Here is a 21,932-nt window from a genome sequence, read left to right as displayed (position 1 = left end):
ATCCGCAATAAAATTATGCGGAAAATGCCATGTTTATAGATATACCCGCCCTGTTTATCATCAAATAGCGGTTAGAGAAAAAGCTCTGCCGCACCTGTTATCGAACACGGTTACGCCCTTCGCTGCCCGGATGCAACTCTAGCGCTCCAGAGCTGGCGTCTATCCCATTCTGGTTATCGCAAAAACAATGCATTTCGTCCTACTTCAGCTTTGGTTTCTCCGTTGCGTCGTCTAAGCTGAAACAAACCGGACTGGTTCCGGGCAACCCGTTTGCGCCGGGCGTCAGCAGTCGCCCGACTAACCGTAAAACAAGAGGGTGAATCGTGGCCAACAGCGAAGAAACCAAAGCGGAGTTGATCGGCAAGATCAGCGCACTGATCGAAGAGCGTTGCGCGGGGCAGGACACTGCGCCACTGGTGCGCTTTGCGCAGGAATACTTTGCGCAGGTCGATCCCGATGACTTGCGCGAGCGCAACGTGCAGGATCTGTACGGGGCGGCGCTGTCGCACTGGAATTTGCTGCGCCGTTTCAGCCCGGGCGCGGCCAAGCTGCACGTTTATAATCCGCGCCTCGAAGAACATGGCTGGCAATGCGGCCACACGGTGGTCGAAATCGTCAACGATGACATGCCGTTCCTGGTCGATTCGGTGACGATGGAAGCCAACCGCCAGGGCCTCACCCTGCATCTGCTGATCCACCCGGTGCTGCGCATCAAGCGCGACGCCGCCGGCGAATTGATCGCATTGCTGGACACCGAAGCCGCCGATGGGGTTTTGCAATCGATCATCCACATGGAGGTCGACCGCCAGACCGGTCCGCAACTGGAGCAGTTGCGGACCGGCATCGAGCGCGTGCTGCAGGACGTGCGCAAGGCGGTGGAGGACTGGCCGCAGATGCTGGCGCGCTTGCGCGAAGTCAGCGCCGAGATCGATGCCGCGCCCATTGACCGCGAGCAGGCGGCCGAGATCAAGGCGTTCCTGGACTGGGCCGGGCAACGCCACTTTACCTTCCTCGGTTATCGCGACTACGACCTGGTGACCGAAGGCGGCGAAGACGTGCTGCGCATCGTGCCGGATTCGGGGCTGGGCATCCTGCGCCAGAGCCAGCAGCAACGCTCGGCCAGCTTCGCGGTGCTGCCGCCGGATTCGCGCCGGCTGGCGCGGGTGCCGCAGTTGCTGATGCTGACCAAGGCCAATTCGCGCGCCACCGTGCACCGTCCCGGCTATCTCGACTACATCGGCATCAAGCGCTTCGACGCCCAGGGCCAGGTGGACGGCGAGCACCGTTTCCTCGGCCTCTACACCCACAACGCCTACACCGCCAATCCGACCCAGATCCCGCTGTTGCGGCGCAAGGTGGAACACGTGATCCGCAGCGCCGGCTTGCTGCCCGGCAGCCACGCCGCCAAGGATTTGCGGATGGTGCTGGAAACCTACCCGCGCGACGAACTGTTCCAGGTCGAGGAGGATGACCTGTTGCAGCACGCGATGGGAATCGTGCGCCTCAACGAGCGCCAGCGCACCCGCCTGTTCCTGCGGCGCGACCCTTACGGCCGTTTCCTGTCCTGTCTGGTATTCGTGCCGCGCGACACCTATAACACCGAGTTGCGCTTGCGCATGCAACAGATTCTGCTGGAGGCGTTCAACGGCGTCAGCGCGGAATTCAATGTGCAACTGTCCGAGTCGCCGCTGGCGCGCATCCATTTCACCGTGCGCACCCGGCCCGGCAGCGGCATCCCCGAGTTCGACGTGGCCGCGCTCGAAGCACGGCTGGCGCAGGCCGGGCGGCGCTGGCAGGACGAGGTGTACGCGGCGCTGCTGGAACGCTGCGGCGAGGAGCGCGCGACCCGGCTCTACCGCCGCTATGCCAGCGCATTTCCGGCCGGCTACCGGGAAGATTATTCGGCCCGGCTGGCGGTGCACGACATCGAGATGATGGAGCAGCTGGCGCAGCAAAGTTTGGGTTTGGGTTCGGATTCAGGTTCAGGTTCAGGGCCGAGTCAAAACTTGGGCCTGGCGCTGTACCGGCGGCTCGAAGCGCAGCCCGAGCAATTGCATTTCAAACTGTTTCATGCCGGCGGGCCGGTGCCATTGTCGGACAGCCTGCCGATGCTGGAGCACATGGGGGTGCTGGTGCAAGACGACCATCCGTACCAGATCGTGCCGCTGGAATCGGCGCCGGTCTGGATTCACGATTTCTCGATGACCTTTGCGGCCGGCGCGGAACTGGCGATGGACCAGGTCAAGGGCCTGTTCGAGGACACCTTCGCCCAAGTCTGGCGCGGTGCGGCGGAGAACGATGATTTCAACCGACTGGTGCTGAGCGCGCGCTTCACCTGGCGCGAGGTGGTGATCCTGCGGGCTTACAGCAAGTACCTGCAGCAGGCCGGCTTCACCTTCAGCCTGCCCTACATCCGCCAGACACTGACCCATTATCCGCAGATCGCGCGCCAGTTGCTGGAACTGTTTCTGGCCCGCTTCGATCCGGCGCAAGTACTCGAAGCACGCGAACAGCGCGGCCCTACTCTGCCGCCGACGGCTGCGATCGAGACCGCGCTGGAGCAGGTCGCGAATCTGGACGAGGACCGCATCTTGCGCCAGTACCTGGCGCTGATACTAGCCACCACCCGCACCAATTACTTCCAGGTCGACGCCGCCGCTGCGCCGCAGTCCGCATCTAAGTCCGCACCTAAGCCCGCACCTAAGTCATATTTGTCGTTCAAGTTCAATCCGCAGTTGGTACCCGGCCTGCCGCAGCCGAAACCGATGTTCGAGATCTTCGTCTATTCGCCGCGGGTCGAGGGCGTGCATCTGCGCGGCGGCAAGGTGGCGCGCGGCGGACTGCGCTGGTCCGACCGGATGGAAGATTTCCGTACCGAAGTGCTGGGGCTGGTCAAGGCGCAGATGGTGAAAAACGCGGTGATCGTGCCGGTCGGTTCGAAAGGCGGTTTCGTGCTCAAGCAGGCACCGGTCGGCGACCGCGATGCGCTACAAAAAGAAGGCGTGGCCTGCTACCAGACTTTCCTGCGCGGCATGCTGGACCTGACTGATAACCTGGTGGGCGGCAAGCTGGTGCCGCCGCCGAATGTGGTGCGGCACGACGCCGACGACCCGTACTTGGTGGTGGCGGCCGACAAGGGCACTGCCACCTTTTCCGACATCGCCAACGGCATCGCGCAGGAGTATGGCTACTGGCTCGGCGATGCGTTCGCGTCGGGCGGCTCGGTCGGCTACGATCACAAGAAAATGGCGATCACCGCGCGCGGCGCATGGGAATCGGTGCAGCGCCATTTCCACGAACTGGGACATGACATCCGCAATCAAGACTTCACCGTGGCCGGCATCGGCGACATGTCCGGCGACGTGTTCGGCAACGGCATGCTGCTGTCGCGCCACATCAAACTGGTTGCGGCGTTCGACCACCGCCACATCTTCCTCGACCCGGAGCCGCAGGCTGAGGCCAGCTTTATCGAGCGCGAGCGCCTGTTCGCGCTAGAGCGCTCGTCCTGGGCCGACTACGCCCCCGGCCTGATCTCGGCCGGCGGCGGCGTGTTCCCGCGCAGCGCCAAGTCGCTGCCGCTGTCGCCCGAGGTGCGGCGGGTGCTGGGCATCGAGGCCGAAGCGCTGACGCCGACCGACCTGATCCGGGCCATCCTGAAAGCGCCGGTCGATCTGCTATACAACGGCGGCATCGGCACCTACGTCAAATCCAGCCAGCAAAGTAACCAGCAAGTCGGCGACCGCGCCAACGATGCAGTGCGGGTGGATGGCAGCGAACTGCGCTGCAAGGTGGTGGGCGAAGGCGGCAACCTGGGATTCACCCAACTGGCACGGATCGAGTACGCGCTCGGCGGCGGTCGCATCTACACCGACGCGATCGACAACTCGGGTGGCGTCGACTGCTCCGACCACGAAGTCAACATCAAGATCCTGCTGAATGCGGTGGTGGCCGACGGCGAACTGACCGCCAAGCAGCGCAGCAAACTGCTGGCCGACATGACCGACGAAATCGCGCAACTGGTGCTGCGCGACAACCATTTCCAGACCCAGAGCCTGTCCATCACGCGCGCCCGCGGCAGCGCACTGCTGGATGCGCAGACGCGCTACATCAAGGCGCTGGAGCAGGCCGGCAAACTCAAGCGCGAACTGGAATTTCTGCCGACCGAACAAGAGTTGCACACGCGCAAACTGGCAGCCAGCGATCCCGGTGCCGGCCTGACCGCGCCGGAACTGGCGGTGCTGCTGGCGTACAGCAAGATCGTGCTGTGCGAGGAACTGGTCGCCTCCGACTTGCCGGATGACCCATATGTCGCCACCGCGCTGGAGCGCTATTTCCCGCTGCCGCTGCGCGAACGCTACCGCGCCAGCATGCAGCAGCACCCGCTGAAACGCGAAATCATCGCCACCCATGTGACCAACAGCATGATCAACCGGGTCGGCAGCGTATTCGTGCACCGGATGCAGGAGGAAACCGGGGCCAGGCCGGCCGAAATCGTGCGCGCCTACCTGCTGGCGCGCGAGGTGTTCGGCCTGGTCAGCCTGTGGCAGGCGATCGGCGGACTCGACAGCAACATCGGCTACGCGACCCAGATCGCGCTGAGCGTCGAGGCCGAACGACTGGCCGAGCGCGGCACGCTGTGGTTCCTGCAGCACCGCCAGCAGCAGGACATGGAGAATATGACGGCGGTGATCGAACGCTTCCGGCCCGGCGTGGCGACACTGGCGGAACACCTGGGCACGCTGTTGATCGGCCCCGACCGGGCTCAACTGGAAGCCAGCACCACCAGCTTCAGCGCCGCCGGGGTGCCGGTCGACCTGGCGCTGCGGATCGCCAAATGCGACGCGCTGTATTGCGCGCTCGACATCACCGAAGTCGCGGCTGCGAGCAAGCGGCCGGCAGACCTGGTGGCTGCGGTGTATTTCGGCTTCGGCGGCGACCTCGGCATCAACTGGCTGCACCACCAGATCGGGCTGTTGCCGGCTGACAGTCAATGGCAGACGCTGGCCCGTGCCGCGCTGCTCGACGACCTGGCGGGCGCGCACCGCACGCTCACCGCAACCGCACTCGCACTGAGTCCCGACGAACAGAACACGGAGACCATCCTGCAGGCCTGGGCCGGCAACGATCACAGCGCACTGGCGCGCTACCGCAAGCTGCTGGCCGACCTGCAGTTGGCAGGCACGCTGGACGCCGCGATGCTGACCGTGGCGCTGCGCGAGATCCGGTGTTTGTAGCGGCTTACTACAAAAGGAGGCTGGATTAAATCGAGGTTTTGGCGGTCGCCAGCTGCGCAATGCAGCGCGTGACCGCAAAAAATATACTGCTTTATGTATTTTTAACACCCGCAATGAAAATATGCGGCAAATACCATGTTTATAGGCATACCCCATGTTTAATATCAAATATGGGGCATGTTCAGGCCACCGTCCGGCTGCGAGTTCAGGAACAGGCCGCAGGACGCCCTGCGGCATGCGGCTTACGGCCCTGCTGACGGTTCAACAAACGCAACCAGAAGGCCGTTGCAATCGTTGACATAGAAGCCCCGCACACCCCACGGCATGAGTGCCGGTTCGGATACGATGTCCACCGCTGCTCCTTGAATGTCAGAAAAGAAATTATCCAGTTTGTCAACGTAGAGCATCATGCAGACCGTGGCGGGATGCGTGGGATCGGCTTGGTGAAAGTGAATTGACGTGTTCCCGGCCCGCACCGAACCGTGAACCACAGGGTCGCCGTCGGCAAATTCTATCTGCAAACCCAGTTGATTCTGATACCAGAGCAGCGTCGATTCGACATCCTGGACGTTGATGACGGCAACCGCGCCTTTGATGCGCTCAGCGTTGCGGGCTGTGGACTGGAATTTTGGCGTTTCCATTTGAATTTCTCCTGATTGAATTGGAACCGCAGGATCGGATTGACTGTTTTGAGTATAGCCAGCACCGGAAAGGTCCACCTTTACCGGCTGCGCTTGTGGTCTGACATTGATCAATGTAAGCACGTCAGATCGCGCTAAAATTCCAAAAAATTCGTTTGTCATGTCGATTTTGCCCAGCGTCGTTCGTCGCACCATCAAAGCGCAAGTCTAGCTGGCCGACTTCGTCCGGAAGCCGGTTCCTTAACCCGAATCCAGAAGGGAAATTACCATGCCGCAAGTAAAACCTATTCCAGATGGGATGCGCACAGTAACGCCGCACTTGGTTTGTGCCGGCGCGGCCGATGCCATTGCTTTTTACAAGAAGGCGTTCAATGCAGTCGAAGTCGGACGACTCGCAGGACCTCAGGGCAAACTGATGCATGCCCAAATCCGTATCGGCGATTCGGCCGTCATGCTGGTCGACGAATTTCCCGAGTGGGGCTCGTTCGGACCGAAGTCGCTGAAAGGTACGCCGGTCACCATCCATCTGTATGTCAAGGATGTCGACGCTGCATTCAAGCGTGCGGTCGACGCCGGCGCTACGGTCAAGATGGCGCTCGATGACATGTTCTGGGGCGATCGTTATGGCATGCTCGAAGACCCGTTTGGTCATTATTGGTCGATCGCCACCCACGTTCGCGATGTGAGTCCGGAAGAAATGCAACAGGCGATGCAGAAAGGGAGTCCTGAACAGTCCGGAATTTAGATCATGCAGGGTGGATCAATATCCAATCAGCGCCAACCCATCTGACAGCACAAGGAGAAATGACATGCGATTCATGATGCTGATGATCCCCAAAGGATACGAAAAGGCAGCTCCTGGCACGATGCCGGATGCCAAGGCAGTTGCAGCGATGATGCGCAAATTGCTTCATGCCTTGCACGGGATGATCTCCAATAACCAGCCTTTCGACAACACACGCTTCTATGCAACACCAAGCAAAATTAATCCTGTTTCAAACTAAAAATCACTTGATTTTGAACAGAGTATCTACGGTGTACTGCTTACGGCCTTGAGCCGTATATAAGAAAAATACGGCTCATAACTCACGCCAGCGCAAAACGCTGCAAAAACTATTGGATGCGGGTGATGACAATTTTCTGGGCGGCCTGACCGCAGACCAATACACAAAAGGCCGACCGAAGGGAAACCAAGAAAAGTTTCACCAAGAAAATTTATTACCCCACACGAGTCTCATTAAATTGGCCTTTTATCGACGCGTGAAAATATTTTCCGTGTGATTCTGCTCCATCAAATTCATGCCAAGCAGACTCAGAAAAATCATAGTATTGCCAAATTACTCCTGAATTAAATTCGATTTCAAGTGTTGATGTTGTCGAGTCATGCCCAATACTCCGAATCATGGTTGATTCAATATTTCTTCGATCCATTTTATAAACTCCCTTTGTAAATCACAATTTTTGTTCACGTATTTTTGTTACTACCGTCTTATAATTTTCATCATTTTGTTTGTGCTCCTTGCTCCAACATTCCACTAATTTTGGATCTTCGCTCGTTGGACGTGGATTATTCAACTTTAAGCGTACTCGAGAAGGAATCTTGATCGCCTCACCGGTAATAACCGCTTCACCAATTCGCAGCGACGGCAATAAATCCATCAAACTATTTAAGTTATCTGGCGCAGATGATTTGACAATAGCTTGATCACCAGAGTTTGTTAATCGCAATGCAATAAACGTACCGATTTGAGCCAATATCGTTTCTGATAACTCAGACGGGCGCTGTGAAATGACGAGTGCGCCAACGCCAAATTTCCGACCTTCCTTGAACACTTTTTCAACAGCACTCTTTGAATAGCTACTTTTATCATTCTTGCCGAGGTATGTATGTGCCTCCTCATAAGCCAACAAGAGTGGTCGCTTCTTGCCTGTATATGATTCATTTCGCCCCCAAAACATACTGTCATAGATAAATCTTGTAATCAATCCTATTGTTATATCCAAGACTTCAAAAGGCACTCCACTTAAATCTAAAATAGCCAATTTTTTATCACTACCGATCCAATCCGTTAGTAAGTGATGAAGATCCTTGGTAGAGTCAGAAGTTTTATATTCTCCTGGATTGAAGAGAAAATCGTAACGAGAATCCTTTAGTCGCGAAAGAATTTTTTTCTCATAAGAATAAAAATCATTGTGTTTCGACATATACGGAGCCTGATTATTCATCGTATATGGCGTAAATGTAGCTGGGATCAACTGCTCAGCATCCCCCTCAGTTAAGCCCATTACCGTCGATTTATTTTGCGTATCTTTTGTTGCAGTAGAAAAAGTGGCATTGAGACTCCAATTCATATCGTGCCACAATTTTCTGGCGCTAAATGGAATAGGGGAATCTGCAGTAATGAGATCTTTATTGACAATCCCAGATTTCAACTTGAAATTTTCCTTTTTCATGCTGGTCACTAAATCTCGCAACATTCTATAGTCAATTTTTTGATCATCTTTCTGATCTGCACCAACTAAAAAAAATGCCAACTCGTCAAATGTCATTAACCAAAAAGGAATAAATAATGGTGTATCTGGATCTCCAATTTTCAATATTTTTGAATCAGGGAATGCCGATGCATACTCACCGTGTGGGTCGACTAACACTATTCTTGATCCGGCATAGCCATCTAAAATGGCTTTTAAGATGCTTACGGTGGTATTTGATTTTCCACTTCCTGTTGAGCCAAGAATTCCGCAATGACGCAATATTAAATTATGGGAATCCACATACACGCTTAAATTATCTGACGACGAATGTTTTCCAATTTCTATTGAGCCAGCGTCTTTTTCTCCATAAATTTCAAATAAATCTTTTTCGATAACCAAGTGCACTTCGTCATTTATAGTCGGATACGTTCCAATTCCCTTTTCAAACTCATCATCACCAATTTTTTCGCCAATTAATTGAACAGAAAGAAATTTTGATCCAGAAATGTTATTACCGTCGTCATCGTCCTTAAACGGCCGATTGCTCACCGCAGACACGATTCCATAAATGGTTATATTCCCCATTGGCATCTTGACGAAGGTTCCGATTTGACCAATCTTATATAATCGACCATTAATTATCGGCGCTGCAGAAGGAATGTCATCTGAGAGCTCAACCTCAACAGTGCTGGAATCAACACGAATAACTAACCCCAAGTAAGTCGAATCAGTTTTCATTTACAGCAATCTCTATCTCATCGCGACGACCAGAATTGCTAACGAGAAATTCAACGAGATAATTAAAGTCACCTAATAAAAATTTGCTTTCCTCCGCATTCCAAAAAGTCTCATACTTCTCCTTTGACTTCAAATCTGACTCATCAAACTTCCAAGCACCATAAATACCATTTACGATAGCAGTCGTCGGACCAAAGACAGTTAAATTCAAATATCCAGCTGATAATACTTGTAAATTTTTTACTTCGTCATCGCTATAGAAAAAAACAATCACACTTAATCTATTGTTTTGACGCAAACAATTAAATATTATTTCATTTATATGTTGATCAATAAATGAATACCCGCTAAAAATAAACAACAATTCTCCGCTGAGAAGATAATTTTTCAAACGATCAAAATAAACTAAAAATGGTTGTCTTCTTGATGAATCATATTTTTCCTTAGATGGATATATGACGATTTCATTTTTTTCTTCCTCAATGTTTTCTATTTTTCCTAGCCGAATAACTTTATTTGATTTTAAATTTGAGCTTTCTTTCCAAAACCAGCTTAGAGAGCCGTGAATTTTCCAAAGCCTAATCCAATTTTGTGTTAAATCATTTTTACGAACAATTCTTTCAACACTTTCTTGCCAGAAAAAAGGCTCATAGGAGCCAACAAATCCATCAAAATATGGTGCGCGAATCTCTTCCAGTGATTTTTCAATTATTAAATCGTAATTTGTAGTGAATATTTCTTTAGAAAAATCTCTGTTCTGCATATTAAGCCATGCAAAAAATTTCTTAGGAACATTAAGTTCAGCCACCAACTCTTTTTTACTTATTAAGTTATAAATTTTTTTGCAAATTTCGATATCTAAATTTTTAGCACAAACTCCATTTATATTGAGATAGTTCCGATCTTCTCTTTCATTCGTTATTTCTCTGATTCTTCGAATTTGATTCAAAATATCTTCAATGCTAATTTTTTGATCACTCAATTTCGATTCAAGATCATCTTTAACGATCTTGAATGGCACCAAAGATTTTTCAAGTAAAGACGCTTCTATATCAATTGTTAGTTTAGCAATGTTTGGCAAGCCCAACGCACACGATGTTCCCGCACCCATGAAAAAACCAATATTCTTTGAATATGACAACTGACTTTTTAATTCTCTGGTTTCTCTAACAACATTTATGTGTTCCATTAGTGCCCTCTATTTGTATTTTTTTTAACTCAGAACGTAAGTTGGTCTACAAAGCCCAACATCAGGCGCTCGCAGATTTTGCTAACGAATATTGGGCTTCGCAAGCTCAGCGCCAACTACGCGATCCTCGCCAGCCACATATACATCCAACTGTATTTTTCAATCCTCATTAAATACCTGCTGGAACATGCATGCTTTCACTTATACCCTACTATTTCTTATAAATAATTACAGCAGGACCAGTGCTTCCTCCATGCAGCTAAAGTTGCACATCCGTCATTGCACACATCATGTCCTGTCAGCACCCGGCCGCGAACATGCCCGATTGCGTCCTAGCCTTTTCCGCCTTGATCCAGTCCTGCGTTGCTCCCGATTGCGGCTGGCGCGCCATGCCGTCGAGTTGCTTGATGTAGCTGGCATTGTCGGCACAGATGGTGGCCTTGTTCGGCTGGGCTCTGGCGCGCTGCACCGGCAGCGGGTTGTCGATAGTATTGGTCACGGTGTTCCCATTGCGGGTGGTGGTGCGGGTAATGGTCCTGCCGGGTACCGCGTTAACCCACCGCTCGTCATACATTCTGTTAATGGTGTCTGTAACAGTCGCCCGATCAGGCGAGATGATGCCGGCGGCATGATTCAACTCCAGCGGCCTGGACACTGCGGTTTTTGGGCAACTCTGGTCGGAATAAATCGTCTTGCCGTTGACAACGCATTTATTGATGTCGGCTGCAAAGACCGCCGAGCTGGCACATAGCAGGCACAGGATGAGGGCGTGTTTATGCATTACTGCTGCCTTACGTCGAAGCGCATCGGAAGTGTCCGGGCGGCTGAATCAAGACGCACGCTTCAGCGCGTCCTGCGTGATTGACGGGCTGGGCAGCAATGCCGCCTGGATCGCCGACTGGTTGGGAATCGCCTTGACCTGCCAGCGGATCATCCTGATTCCGGCTGCGGCCAAAGCTTTGTCTTTCTTCGCGTCGGCTGCCTGGCGGTCGGGCTTTTGATGCGATGCATCATCAAGCTCAATCACAGCGACGACGGAAGAATCTTTATTGCACACGACAAAATCGGCGCTCATGCGGTTGATGCGGTTAAGCCAGGATTGGTGGTTGTTGCCTTTTTTGACGCCTAGCAAGCGCGATAGCTGCACCTGCGCCAGGACGATGTGTCCAGGCAGCGCGTCGATCAGGCGAAAATAAAGGACCTGCTCCGGCTGCGACAGCGGTTTTTTTGCGTAAAAAGGCCACGCTTCATTGCCGGAATCGCCTTGCGACTTTGCTTTAAGGAAAGCCAGAACGACTGCCGCAATCGCCACGACCAGCAGCAACAGAGAAATTGATTTCATTGTTTTTATTCAACCTTTAATGGATATACCCGCCTGGCAGCCTGGCTTTCGGGCCGTCGACCGCACGTTGCAAGGAGCCGATAGGCGCGCAGGACGTCATGCCTGTTATTTTGCATAGTAGCAATATTTTGATGCGGATAATATGGATATTGCAATGTGGCACTAACGAATGCGCCGCTTGCGGTGCGCCAGGTTCCGGCTCAAATGGACGTTTGGGCGCGCCCGCTGCGGGATATAGCGCGCCCGGCTGAAAAGACATACTGCAAACTGTATTTTTTAGTTCACTTTGAAACATTGCGGCAGATGCCTGTTTATTGGCATACCCCAACAATTTAACATCACACGGGTAACCTGCCAGCGGTCCGAAATCACTCATGTTGTTCAGCTTTAATTTGCAACCCAGCCGAAGCAGCTGCACATGAAAATTTAACGAGCTCAAGTAACCATTGACACATTTTAGTGATAGCAAACCCTAATTAAAAGTAGGGTTATTAACCACTTATTGACAGATTAAAGCCGTAGGTCACATAATTATTAGCAATTGACCCTAACCACTAGGGAACAAGCAATGGCGGCAACATGAAAAAAATGGACGCTCTCAGAGCATTGCAAGACTTGGATCGACGTGGAATTTATGTGCTGAGTAAAGGTGACCTTGAAAAACTCTTCCCCGAAGAGAAAGAAAAGGCGTTCGAAAAATCTCTGCAGCGCCTGGTTGCAGATGGCATTTTGGAACGGGTCACCAAAGGTGTCTATCTCAATGCGATGGCCAAGTCGAAAAAAAGCAATGTCGTGGAAGATATTGCAGTAGTGCTGCGCCGCGCTTGTTTTTCCTACATCAGCATGGAATCCATCTTGTCTGAATATGGTGTTATTTCTCAGGTTCCGATCCGGCGCATCACCATCATGACCACGGGTGCCAAGGGTGTCTATGACACCCCTTACGGCACCATCGAATTCACACACACTAAACGCCGGCCAGCAGAAATCATCAGGCGAACAATCCACCTGAAAAATCGTCCGCTACGGATCGCTTCCAGGGAAGCTGCGATACAGGATTTGGTCCGCGCAGGACGCAACACTGACATGATGATCAAAGAGGAGATCGCGTAATGGACAAGCAGGATTTTAACGAGCTAGTCACCCTTGCCATGGAACAACCGGGCCGCGTTGCAATGAAACCGGTAGTGGAAAAAGAGATTCTCCATTACGATATTTTTCATGCACTGGACAAAACAGGCCTGCTCAAAAACCTTGTCTTTCAGGGCGGCACTTCACTACGGCTGTGCCGCGGTTCCAGCCGCTTGAGTGAAGATCTGGATTTCGCCGGCGGCAAGGACTTTACGTCCGCAAAAATGCAGCAGATCAAATCCTGCATCGAGCAGCACATCGGCGCACGGTACGGCTTGAATGTGGAGGTCAAGGAACCCAAAGAAATGGCGCTCGCGCCAGAGTACCAAGGCGTCAAGGTGGATAAATGGCAGATCAGCGTCGAGACGGCGCCACAGCAGCGCGATTTGCCACCACAAAAAATCAAAATTGAAATCGTCAATATCCCGGCCTACACACGCGAGTTGGTGCCACTTCGATCAAATTACGATTTTCTGCTGGGCTATGACACTGTGCTGGTGAATACAGAGTCCTTGGATGAAGTCATGGCAGACAAGATGATTGCGTTTCCCGCCTCGACCAAAACCATCCGATTTCGAGATATCTGGGATCTGGCCTGGCTCGTTCAGCAGGGCGCCGCGTTAAATCCCGCCCTGGTCGAACTGAAAATTGCAGACTACAAAATTGAGGATTATCCAGCTCTGCTTCAAAGCGCGATTGCCCGTCTACCCGAGATCGTGGCCAGCAAACCCTTCAAGGACCAAATGCTGCGCTTTATCGATTCCGATACGATCGGCAAGACACTCGACAATCCGCAATTTCTCAGCTATCTGGTCAAGACCGTGAATGGACTCTTTTCTGCCATGGCGAGTCATTTGACAGACGAGCCCACTGAAGATGAAGAACCCACATTCAAGATGTAGCCCGCATAGGGCTTAGACTGTGCACTGAGCCGTATATAGTCAAAATACGGCTCATCCACCCGGGATTTGACCGATTTGTTGCAAAAAGGCGGGTTGATTTCACGCGGGGTAGGAAAAGCGACAAAATATTATGTCAATGTGCCGGGATGGAATCAATCGGCACTGCCGTTGCCCGGCAATTCAATCTTCTCCAAAGCGGGGATATCCAAGGATAGTGACGCCGCTGCACCGAAATGTCGGATGGTTTCTAGTGTGCCTCTTTCCGTTTGGTGCCACGTGATGGCGGCAGCCATCGAGAACGCATTAGCGGCCAAGGCCAGGATTAAACAGATGCTTTGGCACTCGCCCGGCGCGGGATGTAGTTCATAGATTGGGCTAGATTTTTTAGCCCAACATTTGTTCGCAGAATGTTGGGCTGATAAAGCGTCAACCCAACCGACATTACTATCGTTTTCTTAAAAAACGCAGGTAGCATCTGCGTTGATGGATTGCCTTACCGAGACTGAAACCATGCGGTGCAATGGTGTAGCAGGGGTTTCGTGGGGCATTGCCCCACGCCTGCGAAACGGTATCCGCTTGCAAGCAGATACGCGCCCTGCAAGGGCTGCGCTTATTGACGCCCTACGATGTGCGGCTTACGGCCTTGTTCAGGCCGCAGGGTGCCGCACCTTGCTCGTTCATAAAGAAGCAACACGCCGTATGGTGGCAAGCTTCTCTTCGGCCAAACCTTTGAGTTCGTCGTCTTCGATACGCTTCTCGCGCAGCAGCCTGCCGAAGACGATAAGCAGCTGCGAATAGCGATAGTCGTACTTGGAATCGATTTCCCGCTGCATGCGTGCGAGGTACTCCTGCACAGCCCACATGTCGTCAGGTGTTTTCGCACGTGCTGCCCGCGCCTTTAACTCTGCCATGACATCGGCAAGTTCGCGTTGCAGAGCCGCTTCGAACGCGCGACGCGCGATCTTCTTTTCGGATTCGGTCCATGTTGTGCCAGGCATCGCTCGCTCCATGATGAGGAATCGGGATAGAGGACACCTCGCGATGCCTGCATCTTTGATTTCCACTATCGTTTTCTTAAAAAACGCAGGTAGCATCTGCGCTGATGGGTTGCCTTACCGAGACTGAAACCATGCGGCGCAATGGTGCAGCAGGGGTTTCGCGGGGCATTGCCCCACGCCTGCGAAACGGTATCCGCTTGCAAGCGGATATGCGCCCTGCAAGCGCTGCGCTTATTGACGCCCTACGGTGTGCGGCTTACGGCCTTGAACAGTCAATCATGCATTGATGTCCTGCTCGGCAAGTACACACCGAACGATATTTTCTACCAAACGCACATTTGAAGGAGACAGGCGAGTCAAGAGTTCGACCACAGGAACGAGCACGGCCTGCTGCTGACCAACGACGATGATTTCTGATTGGACTGCAGTCTCATCAGACGTGATTTCACTTGATTTCGACGGCTTCCGCGCTCCCATGCCAAATCGTAACCATTGAGGCGACACGCCAAGCCAGTCAGCAAGCGCCAAAAGCTTCGCCTGCGTAGGGATAGCATCCGCCAACAACCACTTACGCATCGTTTGGGCCGTCACTTTGTGTATGGGGTACTGGCGATTGAACTCGTTCGCAATCTGAGTGGGGCTTGAGACAGGCAATCCGGCACGAATGAATTCTTTCTTCAGTCGTTCGCTGAATTGTTGTCTGATCGTTTCGTTTGTGGCGTCCATGTGTCGCAACGCTACCAACTTACAAAGTAACTTTACAGAACTAAAAAGTTCCATAACGAACATATAGTTACTGTAAAATTACTGAAAAACACCTGAATTATCCATGGATATCAGTTAAAAGTACCGACGATTAATATTTTAACCACCATTCCGAAAGCTAAATTTTCCTATACAGGATGCGTGGTAAGCAATTAAACAATGATTATGAAAATTGACGATGCTACGGCGTCTCGGCTCTATTTGCAGTGCAAAGCCAAGGCGTCTTTTGTTAAAGAGTCCAAAGAATCAACGGCCCATGAAGAGGCTAAGTTGGTAATTCTTGGGGTTCCTTGCGTGGTTGACTTTGGCTTTTCTTCTTCAAAAAGAAACTTTGGACATGTTGAAATTAGCGCATGCGTCTGGATCTTCAGCGATTCTGGACCTGATTTTTTTGGGTCATTTTATTTGCCAGTTGAAGAGAACGCTCATGCACCGTCCATTTTGAACTCGACAATTAATCATGCAATTGAGCAAGCTAAAACAAACAAAAAGTTTCAAGAAAAATTACCCTGAAAATGGAGAAATTAATAGCAAAATTAATAGGGGACAGACCACGGTTTTCTGAGATCGAAAACCGTGCTCTGTCCCCTCTCTGATGCTCGTATGGCTGGTGGATGGTTCACCGTACGTCCTTTCAATTCGGCGCCCGTTATCCCTGCGGACTATCGGTCATGTGACGACAATATTTCTCAAGATCGCCGGGGAGATGATCCGGGCAAACGCCGCACAGCTTGTTTCCCGGTACGGCGAAATCAATGAACGTCGGATAAGGCAAATTCAGATTCGCCATGATGTCCTTGAATTGCGCCAGCGTGCGCCCTTCGCCGAGGCGAGGATTACGCTTCTTTTCCTGCGCAATCGACGAGACGTGTCGGTGCTGGTAGTCGTGCGCCGGATACACCAGACATTCCTCCGGCAACACGAATAGTTTCTGGTGCACGCTCTGGTACAAGGCATCCGCATCGCCATTTTGAAAATCGGTGCGGCCACAACCGTCTATCAACAGTGCGTCGCCGCTGAATACGCGATCACCGAACAAATACGCGAAATGTCCGTCGGTGTGGCCCGGCGTATGCAGCGGTTGCAACCGAATGCTGCCCAGTTGAAAGGGTTGTCCTTCCTCGATGCCGAGGTCGGCACAAGGAAGCCGGTCGAACGCCGGCGCGGCAATCTTGCTGCCTGCTTTTTCCTTCAACTCAAGCGCGGCGGTAATGTGGTCCGCATGAATATGAGTGTCCAGACTGTAGGCCAGCGTCAATCCAAGCCGGCTGAGTTCGGCCAGATCGCGCTCGACCGACACGATGACCGGATCGATCAGGACCGCTTGCCCGGTTTCCTCGCAGCCCAGCAAATAGGTATAGGTACTGGATAAGGGCTCGAACAACTGTCGGAAGATCACGGCGGCGCCTTTAACGTTCAAGGTACAGGACGCGCCGCTTATGACGCGCCCCACTCGGCTGCACGTTTGGGAATCTTTTAGTGCGGTTGCTTGACCAAACGCAGATACGGCTTCACAGTTTTCCAACCGTCCGAGAACATTCCTTTTGCCTCGGCGTCGGATACCGACGGCACGATAATGACGTCCTCGCCACTTTTCCAATTCACCGGGGTAGCGACCTTATGTTTGGCAGTCAACTGCATTGAATCCAGTACCCGCAGAATTTCGTCGAAGTTGCGCCCGGTCGTCATTGGGTAAGTCAGCATCAGCTTGATTTTTTTGTCCGGACCAATGATGAACACAGAACGCACGGTGGCGTTGGTGGCCGCGGTTCGGCCCTGTGAGGTGCCAGCTTCATCGGCAGGCAACATGTTGTATAGCTTTGCTATCGCCAGGTCGCTATCGCCAATCATCGGATAGTTGACCGCATGACCTTGTGTTTCTTCAATATCTTTTGCCCATCTGGCATGGTCATCCACCGGGTCTACGCTTAAGCCGATGATTTTGCAGTTGCGTTTCTTGAACTCAGGCTCCAGTTTCGCCATATAGCCCAGTTCCGTGGTGCATACCGGCGTAAAGTCTTTGGGGTGGGAAAACAGTATCGCCCAGCCGTCACCAATCCATTCATGAAAATCAAGTACGCCGTGCGTTGTGGTGGCCGTAAAATTTGGCGCTTCATCATTGATTCGTAGTGACATTTTCATTCTCCTTGATGTTTAAATCAGCGTGTTCGGCTTGTGTTGAATGTGTGACAGTTTTTTGCTCATCCTGCATCAAAGTCATTTTTGTTAGTAATACGTCACGCAAAAATAACCTTAAGCCATGCAGCAGCAGTCAGTTTGTGAAAACGCAAAGAACACGCAACGCCAGCGTGTCGGCAAGGCGCCGATCTGCAGTTGGCGGCAACCCTGGACGCCGCGCTGCGCCCCGTAGCACTGCGCGAGATCCGTTGCTGGTCGTGAGTTGCGGGCAGGGCCGCCAGGATTAAACGCATGTTTTGGCGCTCGCTCGCCGAGGAATGCAACGCCGTAGGGTGCGCCGTGCGCACCAGAACGTCGACACCAATGTTGAGGATTTAATTTTGGAGTCGGTTAAAAGGTGCGCATGGCGCACCCTACAACGCGGAATGCAGCGCGTACTTTCTAAAAATATACTGCAAACTGTATTTTTTAATACGCAATGGAACTGTGCGGGAAATGCCATGTTTATTGGCATACCCACCGTATTTAACATCACACAGAGTTCTTCTCAGGCCGCCATATGGTTGCCGGACTTGCCCGGCATAGTGTGTGCCATGCCCGGCACGCACGTTGGAGATAAGCGGACGGCAAAAAATACTGCCTTTTTCTGGTCCGCTGGAATGATTTGTTGTGCCTCAATCGGGAATCTCGAACTGTGGGTTCCACACGATCTCCCACAAATGACGGTCGGGGTCTTCGAAATAGCCGGCGTAACCGCCCCAAAAAGTAGCGTGAGCTTGTTTCACGATAGTTGCCCCGGCGTTCCTGGCTTGTTCCATCACTGCATCGACTTCTTCTTTCGACGATACATTGTGCCCAACGGTGAATTCGCTCTGACTTGGAAGACCTAAAGGAATGCCGGCGTCGTGTGCAATACTTTTTCGGGGCCAAATCGCCAGTTTCAAACCCGCTTGCAAATCGAAGAATGCCACCGCGCCGTGCTCAAACTCTGTGCCGATAATGCCCTGCGTCGGGAATCCAAGACCATCGCGGTAAAACCGCAGCGACTGTTCCAGGTCATCAACACCGATTGTAATAACGGTAATGCGTGGTTTCATTTTTGGCTTCCTTTGCAGGCGCATAACGCCCGATTTTGCCTGCCGTGTCCGCTGCAAATTTTTTTCACTAAACCCGTGTTGCGGCACTGGGCGTTTCAACGCTGGCTAAGGTTCGAGAGCGAATACGGCTTTCGACGTTTCCGGATTGAAAGGAACCGAGCAATGCTCATGCACGATCTGCCATCTGCCCTGAATCCGCTGGTAGCCAGCGGTGTTGCGCATCCAGGTCTGCAGCGCCGGATGGTCCTTTTTCCCTTTGAAGCGCCAGAGCCAGTGGGCTAACGCCAAGTCGCCGCTGACGATAATGCTGAGGTCCCGCGTTTCTGTGCCAAAGGAGGCCGGGAAGTAAGGCAGGCACGCCTCCCAAACACGACGCCAGGCATCCGCCCCTCTGGTTTGGAACGGCGGCTTCACATCGAAGACGATGGTTTCTGTGGCGTAGTGGGCCATGAGGCGGTCGAGGTCTTTGGCGCAGATGGCGCTTGCCTGGTCTGCGATGAGTTGCCGAATCTGGGCTTCGTCGTCGGTTTGGTCGCGTGCTTGGTCGCGGGTTTGGTCGTGTAGTTTGGTGGTTTTGGTTGTCATATCAGGAGCGCCTTTTCGATAGATTTTCAGGATGCAGATTGAAAACGCCGAACGCCTAAGCGCAACTCTGCCGGGTTGCGAAGGCACAGAGGTCGACTGGAACGCCGGGCTTGCTTATGGACTTGCTTATGGACCTGCTTATGAACCTGCTTAAGCGGGTAACTTTGCTGCAAGGATGTCCACCTTTTCGATCGACGGAGGGCTGGCGAAAAGCTCGGACGCCTTTGCCATCAGGGCCGCGGCGAGCTGGCCCGAAAGATGCGCCTGCCGCCCCGCTTCGTCCGGGAAGGCATCAAAGATTCCAAACGTGGAAGGCCCCAGACGGATTCCAAACCAGGCAGTAGTGGCCGCTTCGGCCTGTACCAGAGGAAGTCCGCTCAGAAGTAAATTCTCTACCTCCTGCTCCTTGCCGGGCTTTGCTTCCAGACGCACGAATAACGCGACTTTGACCATGATTTGTCTCCTATCGAGAGCGGATGCTCTGCTTTTAGTATAGCTTGGGCACCAAGAAAATCTATCTTGACGGGGTGCGCTGTCGGCTGGCATGGCTTGAAGCACCCGCAGCTCCGAAAAAAACCATGTTAAGGTTTGTACAATTGTCACAACCAGAATTGCCAGTGACTTCCCACGTTATCCGGCAAACGTATAACTCCATGAAGATCGCCTATCTCGTACTCGCGCACAATAATCCAGAGCATCTCCGACGACTGATAACAGCGTTGTCCACGAGCTCTTCCAGTTTCTTCATACACATCGACCAGAAATCCAAGATCGATCCTTTTCTGCGCATAAAGGGGCAGAACATCCACTTGATGCAAGAGCGGGTGCCTGTCTTCTGGGGCGATTTCTCACAAGTCGAGGCCATGCTCGTTCTGCTTCGAAGCGCTGTCGCGGATCGATGCCGCTTTGACCGTTTCGTGCTTCTCAGCGGCGCCGATTATCCGCTGCGCCCGGCGGCGTCCATAGAGCGATTCTTTGAGAATCATCCGCACCAGGAATTCATGAATCTGGTTGCCATGCCCTCCGCAGCGGCGGGGAAATCACTGTCCCGGCTGACCACCTATAAGCTGCGCCCCGGAGACCCGCTGATAAGCAGGGCAATACGAAAAGTGCTGATGATGGCCGGCGTGGTACCGCATACGCGCGACTACAAGGCCTATCTTGGCGATCTTGCTCCGTACGCAGGTTCCACCTGGTGGGCGCTTTCGCGCCAAGCCTGTGACTATATTCTGGCCTTTGTGACACGGCAGACGCAAGCAGTGGACTTTTTCAGGAACACAATCTGCCCTGATGAAACGTTGTTTCAAACCATCCTCGGCAATTCCCATTTCAAATCAAGCATTGTCCGTAACCTGACCTATACCGACTGGGGTGCCGGCGGGGCAAGTCCCGCATGTATCACGGAGCAGCATCTGGCTATGTTTCAGGCCACATCGTCGTTCGCGCCGGACGATACCTATGGTGCGGGCGAAATGCTATTTGCCAGAAAGTTCGCAGATGAATCCGGAGATTTGGTAGCGATGCTGGACCAGCAAATAGCTGAAAAAGAGGTCGGTTAGCAATGCATTGCACTCGTTGGAGGCAAGCGCACTTAAGCTTGCCGGAATTTATTGAAGGCGGCGGCCCCTCGGGTAAAGCCGGCGAATTTCTCTTTTTTGAGCAAGGTGATGCAGTAATAGAACGCCAGCGGGAACAAGACCCCCAGTGAAAAGCCGATCCCAAGATGCAGATACATGTCGGTAATCCCGAACTTCGACAGCACGATACGTGCGCCACTGGCAGCCAGGATATGCATCAGATAGATCGGCATCGACGCCAGGCCGAGCAGTTCGATCATCCGCATCCTGTTCGAACGCGCCAAGACTGCAGATACCTGGAGCACCAGAAGCATGCCGAGGAAGGCCGCCGGCAATGCCCATGGATCGGAATAAGCACCGACCTGCCTGGCCGCATAGATACAGACCCCCATGCCCATGAAAGTGGCGGCGATGCCGGCAGGATTCGCCAGCCGATCAACGATTGCCTTCAGATGTTGCGCCGCCAATAGTCCGACTGCGTAGAAGAGGAAAAATTGCAGCGACTGCGACAGAATGCCCCACTGGAAGTTGATGCCCACTACATACGCCGCCAGCGCAAACAGGGTTAGCCGCAGGCGGTTGGCAGTAGTGCAGAAAACGAAGATATGGCACAGGAATAGCGCGTACAGAAACCAGAACTGCCCGAGCGGTTTCCAAACAATGGCTGCCGCCAGGTCTGAAAGGTGGAACGGAATATTAGTGCTGCCCGACATGATTACCTGAACCAATCCTTGTATCAGGGACCACAAGAAATAGGGATAGAGGATCGTCATCAGCTTGCTGTGCAAGAAGCCGCCCCGGGCCAGTCCTTTGCCAGCGTTCATCCCGGCCAGCAGGAAGAATAGCGGCATATGAAAGGTATAAATGACATAGTCGGATGCCATTATCCAGTGATCATCGGGCACCATTCCGGCGGAATTCAGCCCTCTTAAAACGTGACCATACACAACCAGCAAGATTCCGATGCCGCGCGCATAGTCCCACAAGATTTCCCTCGCAGCTGCGCCCTTTGGAGCGCGCGCTGTTAATTGGTCGTGTCTGTCGGCACCTTTTTGAATTACCACATCCATTTCTCTTTTCTCTCCCCGTATTGCTTATTGATTGCTTATGTCCACCCGG

The 21,932-nt window shown here is 52.7% G+C and carries 21 protein-coding genes and 1 pseudogene; 8 read left to right on the top strand and 14 right to left on the bottom strand.

Annotated elements, in window-relative coordinates:
* Positions 1-320 precede the first annotated feature (320 nt).
* On the top strand, positions 321-5,234 hold the full coding sequence (locus KGFNPO_RS03260) for an NAD-glutamate dehydrogenase (protein ID WP_472634377.1): 4,914 nt from the start codon (positions 321-323) through the stop codon (positions 5,232-5,234).
* Positions 5,235-5,476: 242 nt separating this feature from the next.
* Here the strand turns inward: KGFNPO_RS03260 and KGFNPO_RS03255 are convergent, their stop codons facing one another.
* Positions 5,477-6,037, bottom strand: a complete 561-nt coding sequence (locus tag KGFNPO_RS03255; protein WP_472633072.1) for a VOC family protein — start codon at positions 6,035-6,037, stop codon at positions 5,477-5,479.
* 106 nt (positions 6,038-6,143) lie between these two features.
* Between KGFNPO_RS03255 and KGFNPO_RS03250 the strand changes: the two genes are divergently transcribed.
* Complete coding sequence (locus tag KGFNPO_RS03250; protein ID WP_472633071.1) at positions 6,144-6,620, top strand: VOC family protein; 477 nt, start codon at positions 6,144-6,146, stop codon at positions 6,618-6,620.
* A gap of 64 nt (positions 6,621-6,684) precedes the next feature.
* Positions 6,685-6,774: pseudogene (locus KGFNPO_RS03245) on the top strand (YciI family protein); the annotation flags it as partial.
* 319 nt (positions 6,775-7,093) lie between these two features.
* Here KGFNPO_RS03245 and KGFNPO_RS03240 read toward each other — a convergent pair.
* From KGFNPO_RS03240 to KGFNPO_RS03220, 5 genes are all read right to left on the bottom strand, one after another.
* Positions 7,094-7,279, bottom strand: coding sequence for a KTSC domain-containing protein (locus KGFNPO_RS03240; protein WP_472634376.1), 186 nt, complete (start codon positions 7,277-7,279; stop codon positions 7,094-7,096).
* A gap of 48 nt (positions 7,280-7,327) precedes the next feature.
* Complete coding sequence (locus KGFNPO_RS03235) at positions 7,328-9,088, bottom strand: ATP-binding protein (RefSeq protein ID WP_472633070.1); 1,761 nt, start codon at positions 9,086-9,088, stop codon at positions 7,328-7,330.
* Entirely contained in the window at positions 9,078-10,277 is a 1,200-nt protein-coding gene (locus KGFNPO_RS03230) for an SIR2 family protein (RefSeq protein WP_472633069.1), read from the bottom strand. The genes KGFNPO_RS03235 and KGFNPO_RS03230 overlap by 11 nt, the downstream gene beginning before the upstream one ends.
* A gap of 298 nt (positions 10,278-10,575) precedes the next feature.
* Positions 10,576-11,058 carry a DUF4124 domain-containing protein gene (locus tag KGFNPO_RS03225; RefSeq protein WP_472633068.1) on the bottom strand — a complete coding sequence of 161 codons (483 nt, stop codon included), beginning with the start codon at positions 11,056-11,058 and terminating at the stop codon, positions 10,576-10,578.
* A gap of 48 nt (positions 11,059-11,106) precedes the next feature.
* A complete protein-coding gene (locus KGFNPO_RS03220) occupies positions 11,107-11,619 on the bottom strand; it encodes a DUF2726 domain-containing protein (protein WP_472633067.1) in 513 nt (170 codons plus the stop codon).
* Between the two features lie 579 nt (positions 11,620-12,198).
* On the opposite strand from KGFNPO_RS03220, the gene abiEi reads away from it, so the two are divergent.
* From abiEi to KGFNPO_RS03205, 3 genes are all read left to right on the top strand, one after another.
* Entirely contained in the window at positions 12,199-12,732 is a 534-nt protein-coding gene (gene abiEi / locus KGFNPO_RS03215; RefSeq protein ID WP_472633066.1) for a type IV toxin-antitoxin system AbiEi family antitoxin, read from the top strand.
* Positions 12,732-13,652 (top strand): nucleotidyl transferase AbiEii/AbiGii toxin family protein, encoded by a 921-nt coding sequence (locus KGFNPO_RS03210; RefSeq protein ID WP_472633065.1) that lies wholly within the window; start codon positions 12,732-12,734, stop codon positions 13,650-13,652. Before abiEi ends, KGFNPO_RS03210 begins: the two co-directional genes overlap by 1 nt.
* Before the next feature lie 66 nt (positions 13,653-13,718).
* The gene (locus tag KGFNPO_RS03205) at positions 13,719-14,021 is read left to right on the top strand and encodes a hypothetical protein (RefSeq protein ID WP_472633064.1); all 303 of its coding nucleotides are present in this window, start codon (positions 13,719-13,721) and stop codon (positions 14,019-14,021) included.
* A gap of 308 nt (positions 14,022-14,329) precedes the next feature.
* Here the strand turns inward: KGFNPO_RS03205 and KGFNPO_RS03200 are convergent, their stop codons facing one another.
* Entirely contained in the window at positions 14,330-14,716 is a 387-nt protein-coding gene (locus KGFNPO_RS03200) for a hypothetical protein (RefSeq protein WP_472633063.1), read from the bottom strand.
* Between the two features lie 210 nt (positions 14,717-14,926).
* Positions 14,927-15,376, bottom strand: a complete 450-nt coding sequence (locus KGFNPO_RS03195; protein ID WP_472633062.1) for a hypothetical protein — start codon at positions 15,374-15,376, stop codon at positions 14,927-14,929.
* 204 nt (positions 15,377-15,580) lie between these two features.
* On the opposite strand from KGFNPO_RS03195, the gene KGFNPO_RS03190 reads away from it, so the two are divergent.
* Complete coding sequence (locus tag KGFNPO_RS03190) at positions 15,581-15,928, top strand: hypothetical protein (protein WP_472633061.1); 348 nt, start codon at positions 15,581-15,583, stop codon at positions 15,926-15,928.
* Positions 15,929-16,064: 136 nt separating this feature from the next.
* Here the strand turns inward: KGFNPO_RS03190 and KGFNPO_RS03185 are convergent, their stop codons facing one another.
* The 5 genes from KGFNPO_RS03185 to KGFNPO_RS03165 form a co-directional block, all read right to left on the bottom strand.
* Entirely contained in the window at positions 16,065-16,814 is a 750-nt protein-coding gene (locus tag KGFNPO_RS03185) for an MBL fold metallo-hydrolase (RefSeq protein WP_472633060.1), read from the bottom strand.
* 77 nt (positions 16,815-16,891) lie between these two features.
* Positions 16,892-17,551 (bottom strand): peroxiredoxin, encoded by a 660-nt coding sequence (locus KGFNPO_RS03180; RefSeq protein WP_472633059.1) that lies wholly within the window; start codon positions 17,549-17,551, stop codon positions 16,892-16,894.
* A gap of 677 nt (positions 17,552-18,228) precedes the next feature.
* Complete coding sequence (locus KGFNPO_RS03175) at positions 18,229-18,651, bottom strand: VOC family protein (protein WP_472633058.1); 423 nt, start codon at positions 18,649-18,651, stop codon at positions 18,229-18,231.
* Positions 18,652-18,756: 105 nt separating this feature from the next.
* Positions 18,757-19,236, bottom strand: a complete 480-nt coding sequence (locus KGFNPO_RS03170) for a YybH family protein (RefSeq protein ID WP_472633057.1) — start codon at positions 19,234-19,236, stop codon at positions 18,757-18,759.
* Between the two features lie 150 nt (positions 19,237-19,386).
* Positions 19,387-19,689, bottom strand: a complete 303-nt coding sequence (locus tag KGFNPO_RS03165; RefSeq protein WP_472633056.1) for a putative quinol monooxygenase — start codon at positions 19,687-19,689, stop codon at positions 19,387-19,389.
* Positions 19,690-19,889: 200 nt separating this feature from the next.
* Here KGFNPO_RS03165 and KGFNPO_RS03160 point away from each other — a divergent pair, with 200 nt between their 5' ends.
* A complete protein-coding gene (locus KGFNPO_RS03160) occupies positions 19,890-20,795 on the top strand; it encodes a beta-1,6-N-acetylglucosaminyltransferase (protein ID WP_472633055.1) in 906 nt (301 codons plus the stop codon).
* Positions 20,796-20,827: 32 nt separating this feature from the next.
* On the opposite strand, the gene KGFNPO_RS03155 is transcribed toward KGFNPO_RS03160, so the two are convergent.
* Positions 20,828-21,883: an acyltransferase family protein gene (locus KGFNPO_RS03155; protein WP_472633053.1), complete on the bottom strand. Its 1,056-nt coding sequence runs from the start codon at positions 21,881-21,883 to the stop codon at positions 20,828-20,830.
* Positions 21,884-21,932 lie beyond the last annotated feature (49 nt).

Source organism: Gelidimonas diazotrophica, assembly GCF_055694025.1.
This window is presented reverse-complemented; position numbering and strand designations above follow the sequence as displayed.